This window comes from Amycolatopsis methanolica 239, from assembly GCF_000739085.1.
GTDB lineage: Bacteria > Actinomycetota > Actinomycetes > Mycobacteriales > Pseudonocardiaceae > Amycolatopsis_E > Amycolatopsis_E methanolica.
In genome coordinates, this window is record NZ_CP009110.1 from 958,658 (window position 1) to 972,016 (window position 13,359).

16 protein-coding genes are annotated in these 13,359 nt (G+C 72.5%); 10 read left to right on the plus strand and 6 right to left on the minus strand.

The window, feature by feature from the left end:
* Genes AMETH_RS04745 through AMETH_RS04755 form a run of 3 tightly spaced genes read left to right on the plus strand, consistent with a single transcriptional unit; the run spans position 1 to position 1,321 of the window.
* Positions 1 to 303 carry a DivIVA domain-containing protein gene (locus AMETH_RS04745; protein ID WP_017986902.1) on the plus strand — a complete coding sequence of 101 codons (303 nt, stop codon included), beginning with the start codon at positions 1 to 3 and terminating at the stop codon, positions 301 to 303.
* A complete protein-coding gene (locus AMETH_RS04750) occupies positions 300 to 755 on the plus strand; it encodes an SRPBCC family protein (protein WP_017986903.1) in 456 nt (151 codons plus the stop codon). Before AMETH_RS04745 ends, AMETH_RS04750 begins: the two co-directional genes overlap by 4 nt.
* On the plus strand, positions 752 to 1,321 hold the full coding sequence (locus AMETH_RS04755; protein WP_017986904.1) for a DNA-3-methyladenine glycosylase I: 570 nt from the start codon (positions 752 to 754) through the stop codon (positions 1,319 to 1,321). The genes AMETH_RS04750 and AMETH_RS04755 overlap by 4 nt, the downstream gene beginning before the upstream one ends.
* Before the next feature lie 72 nt (positions 1,322 to 1,393).
* Here AMETH_RS04755 and AMETH_RS04760 read toward each other — a convergent pair whose 3' ends face one another.
* Positions 1,394 to 2,188, minus strand: coding sequence for an enoyl-CoA hydratase-related protein (locus AMETH_RS04760; RefSeq protein WP_017986905.1), 795 nt, complete (start codon positions 2,186 to 2,188; stop codon positions 1,394 to 1,396).
* A 167-nt stretch (positions 2,189 to 2,355) separates the two neighbouring features.
* Between AMETH_RS04760 and AMETH_RS04765 the strand changes: the two genes are divergently transcribed.
* Both AMETH_RS04765 and AMETH_RS04770 read left to right on the plus strand, forming a co-directional pair.
* The gene (locus AMETH_RS04765; RefSeq protein WP_081617745.1) at positions 2,356 to 2,523 is read left to right on the plus strand and encodes a DUF3117 domain-containing protein; all 168 of its coding nucleotides are present in this window, start codon (positions 2,356 to 2,358) and stop codon (positions 2,521 to 2,523) included.
* Between the two features lie 73 nt (positions 2,524 to 2,596).
* Positions 2,597 to 4,018: a leucyl aminopeptidase family protein gene (locus AMETH_RS04770; RefSeq protein ID WP_017986907.1), complete on the plus strand. Its 1,422-nt coding sequence runs from the start codon at positions 2,597 to 2,599 to the stop codon at positions 4,016 to 4,018.
* Positions 4,019 to 4,054: 36 nt separating this feature from the next.
* Here AMETH_RS04770 and AMETH_RS04775 read toward each other — a convergent pair whose 3' ends face one another.
* Positions 4,055 to 4,984 carry a LysR family transcriptional regulator gene (locus AMETH_RS04775; protein WP_017986908.1) on the minus strand — a complete coding sequence of 310 codons (930 nt, stop codon included), beginning with the start codon at positions 4,982 to 4,984 and terminating at the stop codon, positions 4,055 to 4,057.
* Between the two features lie 107 nt (positions 4,985 to 5,091).
* Here AMETH_RS04775 and AMETH_RS04780 point away from each other — a divergent pair, with 107 nt between their 5' ends.
* Complete coding sequence (locus AMETH_RS04780; protein ID WP_017986909.1) at positions 5,092 to 6,252, plus strand: MFS transporter; 1,161 nt, start codon at positions 5,092 to 5,094, stop codon at positions 6,250 to 6,252.
* Between the two features lie 117 nt (positions 6,253 to 6,369).
* On the opposite strand, the gene AMETH_RS04785 is transcribed toward AMETH_RS04780, so the two are convergent.
* From AMETH_RS04785 to AMETH_RS04795, 3 genes are all read right to left on the minus strand, one after another.
* Positions 6,370 to 6,741 (minus strand): VOC family protein, encoded by a 372-nt coding sequence (locus AMETH_RS04785; RefSeq protein WP_017986910.1) that lies wholly within the window; start codon positions 6,739 to 6,741, stop codon positions 6,370 to 6,372.
* Between the two features lie 24 nt (positions 6,742 to 6,765).
* Positions 6,766 to 7,539: a helix-turn-helix transcriptional regulator gene (locus AMETH_RS04790; RefSeq protein WP_017986911.1), complete on the minus strand. Its 774-nt coding sequence runs from the start codon at positions 7,537 to 7,539 to the stop codon at positions 6,766 to 6,768.
* Positions 7,540 to 7,660: 121 nt separating this feature from the next.
* A complete protein-coding gene (locus tag AMETH_RS04795; protein ID WP_017986912.1) occupies positions 7,661 to 8,299 on the minus strand; it encodes an O-methyltransferase in 639 nt (212 codons plus the stop codon).
* Positions 8,300 to 8,489: 190 nt separating this feature from the next.
* On the opposite strand from AMETH_RS04795, the gene sigE reads away from it, so the two are divergent.
* The 4 genes from sigE (at position 8,490) to tatB (ending at position 11,878) form a co-directional block, all read left to right on the plus strand.
* Positions 8,490 to 9,107, plus strand: coding sequence for an RNA polymerase sigma factor SigE (sigE, locus tag AMETH_RS04800; protein WP_017986913.1), 618 nt, complete (start codon positions 8,490 to 8,492; stop codon positions 9,105 to 9,107).
* Positions 9,104 to 9,757: an anti-sigma factor family protein gene (locus AMETH_RS04805; RefSeq protein WP_017986914.1), complete on the plus strand. Its 654-nt coding sequence runs from the start codon at positions 9,104 to 9,106 to the stop codon at positions 9,755 to 9,757. The genes sigE and AMETH_RS04805 overlap by 4 nt, the downstream gene beginning before the upstream one ends.
* An 81-nt stretch (positions 9,758 to 9,838) precedes the next feature.
* Positions 9,839 to 11,362: a S1C family serine protease gene (locus tag AMETH_RS04810; RefSeq protein WP_017986915.1), complete on the plus strand. Its 1,524-nt coding sequence runs from the start codon at positions 9,839 to 9,841 to the stop codon at positions 11,360 to 11,362.
* A 102-nt stretch (positions 11,363 to 11,464) separates the two neighbouring features.
* Positions 11,465 to 11,878, plus strand: a complete 414-nt coding sequence (gene tatB / locus AMETH_RS04815) for a Sec-independent protein translocase protein TatB (RefSeq protein WP_017986916.1) — start codon at positions 11,465 to 11,467, stop codon at positions 11,876 to 11,878.
* Between the two features lie 335 nt (positions 11,879 to 12,213).
* Here tatB and AMETH_RS04820 read toward each other — a convergent pair whose 3' ends face one another.
* Positions 12,214 to 13,359, minus strand: coding sequence for an Mrp/NBP35 family ATP-binding protein (locus AMETH_RS04820; RefSeq protein WP_017986917.1), 1,146 nt, complete (start codon positions 13,357 to 13,359; stop codon positions 12,214 to 12,216).

Sequence of the window (13,359 nt, forward strand, 5' to 3'; positions counted from 1 at the left end):
GTGACGACCGCCCTGATCTACCTCGTGATCATGCTGCTCGTGGCGGCTGTGGTGTTCCTGCTGGCCGCCGTCGTGTTCGGCCGCGGCGAGGAGCTCGCCCCGCTGCCGCCGGGCAGCTCGCCGACGCGCCTGCCGGTGCGGGACATCACCGGCGAGGACGTGCAGAAGGTGCGCTTCCAGCTCGTCCTGCGCGGGTACAAGATGTCCGAAGTGGACTGGGTGGTGCGGCGGCTCGGCGCCGAGATCGACGAGCTCCGCGCCAGGGTGGCCGAGCTCGAGGCGGAACGGCAGACGTCGGGATGATCGACCTGGTCCTGTCCGTGGACGTGCACGCGAGCGCGGGCACGACGTGGCTCGCGTTGACCGACTGGGAGCGGCAGCACGAGTGGATGCTCGGCACGCACGTCGAGGTCGTCGAGGGTGACGGCCGCAGCGTCGGGTCGAAGCTGAGCGCGTTCACCGGGGTGCGCGGGGTCGGCGTCACCGACCCGATGGTGATCACCAGCTGGGAGCCGCCGGTGCGGTGCACGGTCCGGCACCTGGGCGGCGTCGTCAAGGGCACCGGCGCCTTCCACGTGCACGCGAAGGGCGCGCACCGGTCGACGTTCGTGTGGTCGGAGAGCCTGGTGCCGCCGCTCGGGCCCGCGGGTCAGCTGGGCTGGCCGGTCGTCAAGCCCGCGTTCGTGCTCGGGCTGCGGTACTCGTTGAAACGGTTCGCGAAGTTCGCGGAGAGCTATTCGGTGGGGCAGGTATGACGGAGTCGATCGGCGCCGACGGGGTGTCGCGGTGCCCGTGGGGGAACTCGGCCCCGGACTACGCCGAGTACCACGACACGGAGTGGGGCGTGCCGCTGCGCGGGCAGGACGCGCTGTACGAGCGGCTGTGCCTGGAGGCGTTCCAGTCCGGGCTGTCGTGGATCACGATCCTGCGCAAGCGGGAGGGCTTCCGGAACGCGTTCGCCGGTTTCGTGCCGGAGAAGGTGGCCGAGTTCGGTGACGACGACGTCGAGCGCCTGATGGCGGACGCGTCCATCGTGCGGAACCGGGCGAAGATCCTGGCCACGATCACGAACGCCCGCGCGATCACCACGCTGAACCAGCCGCTGGACGACCTGCTGTGGTCGTTCGCGCCGACGGGGGAGCGGCCCCGCCCGCGCACGATGGCCGACGTCCCGGCCATCACGCCCGAGTCGACGGCGATGGCGAAGGCGCTGAAGAAGCGCGGGTTCGCGTTCGTCGGGCCCACGACGTGCTACGCGCTGATGCAGGCGACCGGCATGGTCGACGACCACCTGGTCACCTGCTTCCGCGCCAGTTCATGACCGCGTGGCGGTGAACACCCGCGACGGGCCGGCTGCGTGCGTGGCGACAGCGGCTCCGCCGCGGGAACCGCCCTACTTGCCCTGGAAGTCCGGCCTCCGCTTGGCGACGAAGGCCTCCACCGCCTCGCGGTGGTCGGCCGTCGAGCCGAGCACCGTCTGCGCCGCGTCCTCGGCGGCCAGCGCGTCCTCCAGCGAGCCCTCCGCGGCGACGGTCAGCACCTGCTTGATCTTCGCGTAGCTGACCGTCGGCCCGGCGGCGAGCTTCGCCGCGAGCGCCTGCGCCCGGCCTGCCAGCTCCTCGTCCGGCACGACCTCGGTGACCAGGCCCAGCGACAGCGCCTCCTCGGCGCCGACCGTGCGGGCGAGCAGCATCAGCTCGGCCGCCCGGCCGTAGCCGACCAGCCGCTGCAGCGTCCACGACGCGCCCGAGTCCGGGCCGAGCCCGACGTTGGCGAACGCCATCAGGAAGTTCGCCGACGACGCGGCTACCCGCAGGTCGGCGGCGTAGGCGAAAGCCGCCCCGGCGCCGGCGGCGGGCCCGTTCACCGCGGCGATCACCGGTTTCGGCATCTCCACGATGGCCCGGACGATCGGGTTGTAGTGGTCCTGCACGGTCCGCAGCGGCGCCGGGTCGCCCGCCTGCAGCAGCCCGACGTGCTCCTTGAGGTCCTGGCCCGCGCAGAACGCCTTGCCCGCGCCGGTCAGCACGACCGCGCGCACCGCCGGGTCCGCCGACGCCTCGCGCAACGCGGCCAGCAGGCGCTCCTTCAGCTCGACGGTGAGCGAGTTGTAGGCCTTGGGGCGGTTCAACGTCACGGTGCGCACGCCGTCGGCGTCGGCGGTGAGCAGCACGTCCTCGGTGGTCACCGGAGGGCCTCCTGAAATCTCGGGTGAGGGGTGATACCAGCACCTAAGCAAACACGAAAAGATCGGTCCGCGTTCGCGCGCCCATCCTGATGAGGGAGAATGGGCCTGACCCGGTTGGCTTGAAGAGCGCGACCCGGGCGCGCCGGTTGATACGGAGGGAGCACGCTATGGCGGCCATGAAGCCCCGGACCGGAGATGGTCCCCTCGAGGTGACTAAGGAGGGGCGGGGCCTCGTGATGCGCGTTCCGCTCGAGGGCGGTGGGCGACTTGTCGTCGAGCTGTCGGCCGAAGAGGCCAAGGACCTGGGGGTTGCCCTGCAGGAGGCCACCAGCTGACCCGCTCCCGTTCCGTCGTCACCGGCTGACGTCACGCGCGGCCGCAGTCCCTTGAGTTCCAGGAGGTCGCCAGATGGCGCGGTTCTCCCTGCCGTCCGTTCCCACCCGGCTGATCGACGTCGAGGTCGCCGACGGCCGCCGTCGAGGCGCCGACCTGGCCGTCCTGGTCCCCGCTGGTGCGGACGCGCCGGTCGCCGGGGTCGAGCACGCCGGCAAGGCCGGTGAGGTCCGCCGGCTCTCCGGCGGGGACGTGCGCTGGCTGGTGGGGATCGGCGAGGGCGGGCCCGCGCACTGGCGCGCCGCGGGCGCGGCCCTCGCCCGGGAGGCCGCGGACGTCAAGGCGGTGCAGGTCGAACTGGGTGACGACGTCACCGGCGAGCAGGTCGCGGAGCTGACCGTGGGGGCGCTGCTCGGCGGGTACCGGTTCAAGGTCAGCGGAGACGCGGACCAGCCCGCGCTTCGCACCCTGCGCCTGGTCACGGCCGAGGCCGGTCACCAGCGGGTCGTCGAGCGCGCGCGAGTGCTGGCAGGCGCGTCGGCGCTGGCCAGGGACCTGGCGAACACCCCGTCCAACATCAAGAACCCGTCGTGGCTGGCCGACACCGCCGCGCGCCTCGCCGACGAGGTGCCCGGCCTGAGCGCCACCGTCCGGGACGAGCAGTGGCTGGCGGCGCAGGGCTTCGGCGGGGTGCTCGCGGTCGGCGGTGGCTCGGCGAGCCCGCCGCGGCTGATCGAGCTGACCTACCGGCCGCGTGGCGCGGCCCGTCACCTGCTGCTGGTCGGCAAGGGCATCACGTTCGACACCGGTGGCCTGTCGATCAAACCGGCCGATGGCATGCACCTGATGCGCACCGACATGGCCGGCGGTGGCGCGGTCATCGCGGCCGCGCTGGCGATCGCCGCGCTGCGGCTGCCGGTGCGGGTCACGGCTCTCGTGCCGGCGGCGGAGAACCACGTGTCCGGCTCGTCGTACCGGCCGGGCGACGTGGTGCGGCACTACGGCGGGCGGACCACCGAGGTGTCCAACACCGACGCCGAGGGCCGCATGGTTCTCGCCGACGCGCTGGCCTACGGGATCCGGCGGTTCAGCCCGGACGCGGTGGTGGACGTGGCCACGCTGACCGGCGCGATGAAGGTCGCGCTCGGCCTGCGGACCGGTGGGCTGTTCGCCACGGACGACAAGCTGGCCGACGAGATCCGCGAGGCCGGCGCGAGCGTCGGGGAGGCGTGGTGGCGGATGCCGCTGCTGGACGCCCACGCCGACGCGGTGCGCGGCGAGCTCGCCGACGTGAAGCAGGCGCCGGGCGGGCCGGGCGGCATCACGGCGGCGCTGTTCCTGCGCGAGTTCACCGAGGGCCTGCCGTGGGCGCACCTGGACATCGCGGGCCCGGCTCGGGCCGAGAAGCCGTACGCGGAGGTCGTCCCGGGGGCGACGGGTTTCGCGGCGCGGACGCTGGTGGCGTTCGCGGAGTCGTTCGGCTCGGACCAGGCGTAGGTCCGGGCGCCCCCACCGTGGGGGTGCGAGCCGCCGTCAGGCGTAGCGCGTGCCGTTCGTGCGCACGTAGTCGCGGAAGGCGGCCACCGCCGGGGTCGGTTCCTCGCCCGCTCGCCAGGTGAGTCCGATCGTGCGGCTGACCCGTGGCGACAGCGGCACCTCCACCACCCCGGCCGGCGGCGCGGGCCCGAAGCGCGGCAGCAGCGCCACCCCCAGCCCCGCGGCGACCAGCCCCCGCGCGGTGTCCGACTCCTGGCTCTCGAACGCGATCTTCGGCTCGAACCCGGCCGCCGCGCACAGGTCGTCGATGATCTGCCGCAGGCCGTAGCCGTGTTCGAGCGTCACGAACGGTTCGTCGGCCAGCTCTTCGACCCGGATGCGGCGCCGCCGGGCCAATGGGTGCGCCTCGGGCACCGACAGCAGCAGGTCCTGCTCCGACAACGCGTAGCTGTCCAGCGCCGCGGTGTCCGGCAGCGGAGCCACCAGCGCCAGGTCCAGCTCGCCGTCTGCCAGTCGGTCCAGCACGTGCTGCCGCGAGCCCTGGACCAGCGAAAACCGTACGCCGGGGTGGTCGGCGCGGAAGTCGCGCAGCAGCGAGGGGACCAGCCAACGGCCCAGCAGGTGCAGGAACCCGAGCACGACGTGGCCGCTGTCCGGCGATATCTCCTCCCGCGTCTGCCGCACGCCCGTCTCGATAGCGGCGAGTGCGCGGGTGGCCGTCGCCGCGAGGATCTCGCCCGGGCGTGTGAGCCGGACGCCGCGCCCGTCCGGCCGGGTCAGCGGCGCGCCGACGACCTCGGACAACCCGGCCAGACGACGGCTCACCGTCGGCTGCGGAATGCCGAGCCGCTCCGCCGCGCGGGTGATGTTGCGTGTTTCACGCAGGGCCGCCAGCAGGGCCAGGCTGGGCGCCAGCTCCGCGGCCAGCCGCTGGTCAGAAGCTTCCGCCGGACTTTCATACGTCACCGTATGAATTCTGCCAGTTCCGCGCATTGGAAGTATTTTTTAGCGCGGCTTACTTTCGAGGCGTGTCAGTCGATGTGCTCGCCCCAGCCCGCCCGGCCACGCGGCGGGTGAAGCTCGCGGTCGCCGCCGCCGGGATTTCGTCGTTCGCCCTGCTCTACGCGCCGCAGCCGGTCCTGCCGCAGCTCGCCGCGCAGTACCGGCTCGACCCCGGTTCGGCGTCGCTGGCGGTGTCGGTGGCGACCGGGGCGCTGGCGATCGCGGTGCTGCCGATCGCGGCGCTGTCGGAGATCGTCGGGCGGCGGCCGATCATCGTCGCGTCGGTGACTTTGTCGGTCGTGCTCGGCCTGCTGATGCCGTTCGCGCCGTCGTACCCGGTGCTGCTCGCGTTGCGGGCGCTGCAGGGGATCGCGATCGCCGGGTTCGCCGGGGTGGCGTCGGCGTACCTGGTGGAGCAGCTCGGCAAGACCGGGGTGGCCGCGGCGGTCGGGGCGATGATCGCGGGCAACACGGTCGGCGGCATGTTGGGCAGGCTGTCCACCGGGTTCAGTGCGGAGGCGCTCGGCTGGCACGGCGCGTTGGCCGTGGTCGCCGGGGTGGCGCTGGTGTGCAGCGCGGTCACGGTGTTGTCGTTGCCGGCGGGCGTGCGGCCGAGCGGTTCGGGGTCGCGGTTGCGGGACGTGCTGACCGGCGTCGGGACCGCGTTGCGGCGGCCGGTGCTGCTGGCGCAGTACGGGGTGGCGATGCTCGCGATGGGCGCCTTCGTGGCGATGTACAACGCGGCGGGGTTCCGGCTGACCGGGGAGCTCGGCCTGTCGCCGGCGGTCGCTTCGCTGGTGTTCCTGGCGTACGCGGTGGGCTCGGTGTCCTCGTCGAACGCGGGCAGGATGGTCGCCCGGTTCGGCCGTCCGCGCGCGGTGCTCGGCGGGCTGGCCGTGATGGCGGCCGGGATCCTGCTCACCCTGCCCGATTCGCTGCCGCTGGTGGTGCTTGGTTTCGTGGTGCTCACCGGCGGTTTCTTCGCCGCGCACGCGGTGGCCAACGGCTGGGCCGCGGCGGAGGCCCCGGAGGGGGCGCGGGGCCAGGCGTCCGGGATGTACACGCTGGCCTACTACCTGGGCAGCAGCGTCGGCGGCACGGTCGGGAGCGTGGTCTTCGGGCGGTTCGGCTGGAGCTGGCTGGTCGGGGCCGCGGTGGTGTGGCTGGCACTGGCCGGCGCCGCGGTGGCCGGTTTGCGGGTACGGACCGCGCGGTGGGTGGTTTCGGCATAGGCCGACCAGCGCGGCGCACGGCGCGGGCTTCGGTCCAGGAGGCGGGCGCCGCCATGATCAGCCTGCGGGCAGCCGCCTACCCGCCGGACCAGCCCGGACCGGCGATCACCGCCGCGCTCAGCCCTCCAGCAGGAAATACTCGTTCCCGAACGGGTCGGCGAACCACGTCGCCTTCGTGCCCCACGGCATGACCTGCGGTTGCCCCGCGAAGGGCACCCCGCGGGCGGACATCTCGGCGTGCGCGGCGGCCACGTCCGGCGTCATCATCGTGATCCCGGTGCCGCCCGGGACCACCTCCCGCGCGTACACCTCCGGCTGTCCCAGCACGATCGACGTCACCGCGCCCGGCGGCGCCACGCTCAGGAACCGGTGCACCGGCCCGAACCGCAGGTCCTCCCGCTTCTCCCATCCCAGCGTGCCCACGTAGAAGCGCAGCGCCTCCTCCTGGTCGCCGACCAGGATCGTGGCGGAGTGCAGGTGCGTGATCACCCTCCGGACGCTACGACCGCGCTCTCACCGGTGTCTTCTTCGTTCTTGCGCATCGGCCGAGGCGAGCGCCGGCAGGGCGATCAGCACCGGCGGCGACCAGTCCTGCCCCAGGTCCAGGTGCACGTCCCGTTGGTGCACCGGCGCCTCCGCCGACACCCGCACCGCCCGCGGGCACGCGCCGGCCACGGTCCGGCACGGGATGAGCTGCGCCGCCGCGCCGCCGCCACTGGGCAGCGCCGAGGACATCACCCAGTACGTGCCCGCCGGGACACCGGTGAGCAGGAAATCGCCCGGTTGGGCCAGCAGGGTGCCGCTGACCGGGAACCCACGGGCGGCGCGCTTGGGGAACAGCCCGACGTACACGGCCGGGTCCGGCCCCAGCGCAACTTGCGCGGCCGCGCTCAGCCGCACCGTGCCCATCACCGTGCCGCCGCCCGCGCCCGGGGACGACGTCGGTCGCGGCGGCGAGGCGGTGAGCACGTCCGGTAGCCGCCGGAACTCGACCGGCGTGGTGCCGACCGCGGCGGCGAACCGCGAGGTGAACGTGCCGACCGCGGAGAAGCCCACCGCGTTGCAGATGTCGATGATCCGCTCGTCGGTCAGCAGCAGCAGCTGTTTGGCCCGCTCGAACCGGCGCGCGGTCAGATACTGGCAGGGCGGCATGCCCAGCTCCCGCGTGAATGTGCGGGCCAGGTGGAACGGGCTGTAGCCGACGTGGTCGGCGACGTCCCCCAGCCCCAACGGCTCCTCCGCGTGCGTGGTGATGAACCGCGCGGCGCTCAGGACTGCCTCGCGCATGACGACCCCCTCGTCGATCCGGACGTTTCCCGCGTGAGGAGATCCTGCACCAGGGGTACGACGATTTCGAGGGGCGTCACACCGCGCCAGTGCCCGGCGACACAGCGCTGACCAGCGATGATCACTGCACCGCGGCGACCAGCAACCCTCCGCCGACCGGAAGCAGCGCCGGCACCAGCCGCTCGTCCTCGCGGATCGCCCGCGCCAGTTCGCGCGCCGCGAGCACCCCGGGCTCCCGCCGCTCGCCGCGGGCCGCGTCGGTCACGCCGTGGAACGCGATCACCCCGCCGGGCCGCAGCAGCTGGACGCCGTGCTCGTAGTAGCGCGGGTACTCGGCGCGCGCCGCGTCCACGAACACCAGGTCGTAGCCGCCGCTGGTGAGACGTGGCAGCACGTCCAGCGCCCGGCCCATGATCAGCCGGGTGCGGCCGGGCGGGTACCCGGCCTCGCGGAAGGTGCGGCGCGCGGCCTGGTGGTGCTCCGGCTCGATGTCGATCGAGGTGAGGACCCCGTCCGGGGCCATGCCGCGCAGCAGGTAGAGCCCGCTGACCCCGATGCCGGTGCCGATCTCGACCACCGCGCGGGCCCGCAGGCTCGTCGCCAGGAAGCACAGCGCCGCGCCGGTCGCGGGTCCGAGCGCCGCGCAGCCCAACTCCGCCGAGCGCGCCCTTGCGGTGAGCAGCGCGGCGTCCGCCGGGTGGTCGGGCAGGTAGCCCTCGGCGTGGTCGCCGCCACTCGCCGCGAGCGTCTCGGAGGTCACGCGGCAAAGGTTAGCGCTGGTCGTCGCCAAACCCGTGGAAGACGTGCACACTTCTCTCAGGCGGCTCTCAGTCTCGTCTCACTACCCACATAAGGAGAGGGGCCAAGCTGGGTCTCAACGGGTGCCAGGGGTTCCCGGGAACACAGTGCGGATGGCCCGCGTTGGACAGATCAGTTGGGAGAACAGCCTGATGGAGGTGCCGTCCCCCACGATGCAGAACAGCCTGGAGAACGAGCAGGTCGAGGGCCGCCCGGTCACCGTCGACGAGTCCGCGTGGACTCCGCCGTCGTGGGACGAGGTCGTCCGCGAGCACGGCGACCGCGTCTACCGGCTGGCGTACCGGTTGACCGGCAACACCCACGACGCCGAGGACCTCACCCAGGAGACGTTCATCCGGGTGTTCCGCTCGCTGGCCTCCTACAAGCCGGGCACCTTCGAGGGCTGGCTGCACCGCATCACCACGAACCTGTTCCTGGACATGGCGCGCCGCCGCTCGCGGGTGCGCATGGAGGGGCTGCCCGAGGACACCGACAGAATCGTCGGTGACGACCCGAGCCCGGAGCAGGTCTACAGCGACACGCACCTGGACCCGGACCTGCAGGCCGCGCTCGACGAGCTGCCGCCGGAGTTCCGCGCCGCCGTGGTGCTGTGCGACGTCGAAGGACTTTCCTACGAGGAGATCGGTGCGACGCTCGGCGTGAAGCTGGGCACCGTGCGCAGCCGGATCCACCGCGGCCGGCAGGCGTTGCGTGCCTCGCTCGAACGGCGCCGGGCGGCCAAGGAGGAATCCGTGGGGGTTTCCGCATGAGCGAACTGCGAGGCTGGGGCCTGCCCGAGTCTCACCTGCTTCCCGACGCCGTCGTCGCCTTCGTGGACGGCGAGATGAGCCTGGGCGCCCACGAGCGTGCCGCGTCGCACGTCGCCCGGTGCCCGATCTGCGCGGCCGAGGTGACGTCGCAGCGCCAGGTGCGCGCGGCGGTCCGGCGCGCGGAAGCCCCGTCGATGCCCGCCAGCCTGCTGGCGAGCCTGCGCAACATCCCGCAGGACACCGACCTGCCGACCAGTCCCGACAACCTCGCCGTCACCGAGGACGGCCAGCTGGTCGCCATCCAGCGGCCCGACCGCGTCGCCGGTCTCCGGTCGTCCCCTTTTGGTTCGTCGGCGCCGCTCGGGTCGAGCGCGCCCCTCGGTAGTGGTTCCGCCGTACTGGGCGGGCAGCGTCAACCCTCGGTGCGGCGCCGTGTCGCGCAGGGCGCCGGGGTGGCCGTGTCCGGCCTGGTCCTGAGCGCGCTCGCGCTCGTCGCGACCTCGGCGACCGGCGACCCGACGCAGGCCAACCCGGAGCCGGGCCAGGCGCCCGCGCCCGGCGTGCTGCGCGCCCAGCTCGGTGGCGAGCCGAGCGCGGCCGCCACCACCACGACGACGACCACGACTCCCGCTCCCGTGGCCGGTCGCTGACGCGCCCTTCACCGTCCGCGGGGGAGAATCGGTGGCGTAGGGTCGCGCCGACAGCACGACGAGCCATCCACCCGGGGAACGATGAGTCAGCCGAACCCACCACAGGACAGCGCCGGCGCGGAACCGCGGCTGGCGCCCCGCCCGCTGGACCGGCCGCCGGTGGATCCCGCGGAAGCCGGCGTGTTCGGCCGCCCGCACGGCGTGGACGGTGCCTTCGACAAGCTCTACACCCCCGGCACGCGCAACGGCGACAGGATCGCGGCCGCGCCGCCCGCGCCGGAGTCGCTGGCCGAGGCGTTCGGCCGCCCGCCCGGCGCGGAGGACGTGCGGCTCCAGCGCCCCGCCGGGGACAACGGCAGGCAGCCGGGCGGTGATCCGGAGCCGCCGCTGTGGTCCCGCATGACCGACCCGTGGCGTGACCCGGGTTCGGCCGCGGTGCTGTCCCGCCCGGCGCTCGATCCCGACGATGAGGACGACGAGGACGCCAACCGTCCGCGCAGCGCCCAGCTGTCGTTGCCCGAGCTGCTGTTCGGCCGCCGCGTGAAGCCGGTCGCGCTGGGGCTGCTCGGGGTTGTGTGCCTGCTCATCGGCGCCGTCGGCGGTCTGATCGGCTGGTGGCTCGGCGGCGCGGGCGACTCGCTGACCGGGTCGGCGACCATCTCCGAGGCCGAGGCGGGCAAGGAACGCGCGCCCGGTTCGATCGCCGAAATCGCGAAGCGCGTGGCGCCGGCGGTCATTTCGATCGAGGTCAAGTCCGGTCAGTCCGGCAGCGTCGGCTCCGGGGTGATGATCGACCCGCAGGGCTACGCGATCACCAACAACCACGTCATCTCGCTGGCCACCAGCGATCCGCAGGCGAAGATCACCGCGGTGTTCACGGACGGCACCCGCACCGAGGCGCGGGTCGTCGGGACGGATCCGAAGACCGACCTGGCCGTGATCAAGGTGGCGGTGTCGAACCCGACGGTGCTGCAGATCGGCGACCCGGCCGGCCTCGAACCGGGCGATTCGGTGATCGCCGTGGGTTCGCCGCTGGGCCTGGAGAACACCGTGACCTCTGGCATCGTGAGCGCGCTGCACCGGCCGGTCACCGCGGCCGGGGAGAACGGCGAGCCGCCGGTCACGTACGACGCGATCCAGACCGACGCGCCCATCAACCGCGGCAACTCGGGTGGCGCGCTGGTCGACTCGACGGGCGCCCTGGTCGGCATCAACTCGTCGATCCGCACGGACGGCGGCGCGGACGGTGGGGGTGGCAGCATCGGCATCGGGTTCGCCATCCCGGCCGACGACGCGATCAAGATCGCCCGCACGCTCATCAGCAGTGGCCAGGTCAAGCACGCCGACATCGGGGTGAACGCGGCGTCGGTCGCGGCGGAGACGTCGGAGGGCGCGCAGGTGCTGAACGTCGCCGACGGCGGTCCGGCCGCGCGGGCAGGCATCGCGGAGGGCGACGTCATCACGAAGCTCGGCGACCGCCTGGTCCGCAATGCGGCGGAGCTGACGGTGGCGGTGCGGCAGCACGAGATCGGGGAGACGGTGCCGGTGCAGCTGGTCCGGCAGGGGCGGACGCTGATGGTCGACGTGACGCTGGGCTCGGACTGACCGCCGGATGGACGAGACGTGAACTCCACGCGCGGGATCCGAACCAGCCGGTTGGCGGGGTAATCTGAGGTAGCTGGAGCCGTGTGAGGCGGAGGTTCGCGAATGTTCGAAAGCGTTGGCTGGGGCGAGATCCTCGTCCTGATCGTCGCGGGCCTGTTCATCCTCGGCCCGGAGCGCCTTCCCGAGGCGGCGGCCTGGCTGGGCCGGAGCGTGCGGAAGGTGCGCGATTTCGCGACCGGCGCCCGGCAGCAGCTCAAGGAAGAGATGGGCTCGGACTTCGAGCAGTTCCAGAAGCCGCTGGAGGACCTGCGGCAGCTGCGCAACTTCGACCCACGCCGGGCGGTCACCCAGCACCTCTTCGACGGTGACCCGGACCCGCTCGGGATCAACGGCCTGTCCGGCGGCAGCGTGAAGCCGAACGGCTACCCCGCCGCGACGACCACCCCGGCCGCGAAGCCGGAACCGGAACCACTCAAACCAGGCGAAAAGCCCCCCACAGACCCAGACGCCACGTAAAAGAGGGCCACCCCAGCAGGGGAGGCCCCACTATTTCGAAACCGCAAGCCGGCAACGAAAAGCAAGCGACCACCCCAACCAGACCTCCCCCGCCCCCGATCCACAGCCGATCTTTAGTCGCCGAGCAGGCGTGTCAAGGCGGGAAAGAGTGCCTTGACACGTCTGCTCGGCGACTGAAACACAATCAGGCATCGGGGGCGGGGGTGGTCGAAAGGTGACCTTTCGAGCGCCGTGAGGCGCTTTCCGCGCGATGGCGCGGGTTTAAAGATCAAAAGACAGTCCTCGCCGGACGGGCAGGCTCCGGAATGACCACCCAGCTCACCTGTGCATGCGGGCTACCGTCCGCTGGGGCTGAGGTTCAGCATCTTCCCGGCCAGCCCACGGGCCCGCACCGAGAGCTTCTTCGCCACATCCCGCAGCACCTCGGACGCCGGAGCTTCGGGTTCGGCGAGCACCAGCGGCGTCCCGGCGTCACCCTGCTCCCGCAGGCGCGGGTCGAGCGGCACCTGGCCCAGCAGCGGCACCTCGGAGCCCACCGACTTCGACAGCGAATCGGCCACGGTCCTGCCGCCGCCGGAGCCGAAGATCTCCATCCGCTCGCCGGACGGGGTCTCCAGCCACGACATGTTCTCGATGACCCCGGCGACCCGCTGCCGCGTCTGCATCGCGATCGCGCCCGCCCGTTCGGCGACCTCCGCGGCGGCCTGCTGCGGCGTGGTCACCACCAGGATCTCCGCGTTCGGGATCAGCTGGGCGACCGAGATCGCGATGTCACCGGTGCCCGGCGGCAGGTCCAGCAGCAGGATGTCCAGGTCGCCCCAGAACACGTCGGCCAGGAACTGCTGCAGCGCGCGGTGCAGCATCGGGCCGCGCCACACCACCGGCGTGTTGCCGGGGGTGAACATGCCGATGGAAATGACCTTCACGCCGTGCGCCTGCGGCGGCATGATCATCTGCTCGACCTTCGTCGGCTTCTCACGCGCGCCCAGCATGCGCGGCACCGAGTGGCCGTAGATGTCCGCGTCGACCACGCCGACCGACAGCCCGCGCTGGGCCATCGCCACCGCGAGGTTGACCGTCACGCTCGACTTGCCGACCCCGCCCTTGCCGGACGCGACGCAGTACACCCGCGTCATCGAGCCCGGCTGGGCGAACGGGATGACCGGCTCCGCGGCGTCGCCGCGCAGCTGTTTCCGCAGCTCGGTGCGCTGCTCGTCGCTCATCACGTCGAGCTCGACCCGGACCTCACGCACCCCGGGGAGCTTGCCGACCGCGGCCTTGGTGTCCTTGGTGATGGTGTCCTTGAGCGGACAGCCGGCCACCGTCAGGTACACCGCGACCGAGACGACACCGTCCGAACCGACCGCGACGTCCTTGACCATGCCGAGTTCCGTGATGGGCTTGCGGATCTCGGGGTCGTGAACGTCCTTCAGCGCCGCGCGGACGTCCTCGACACTGGGGATCTGCTGCGTACTGGTCAC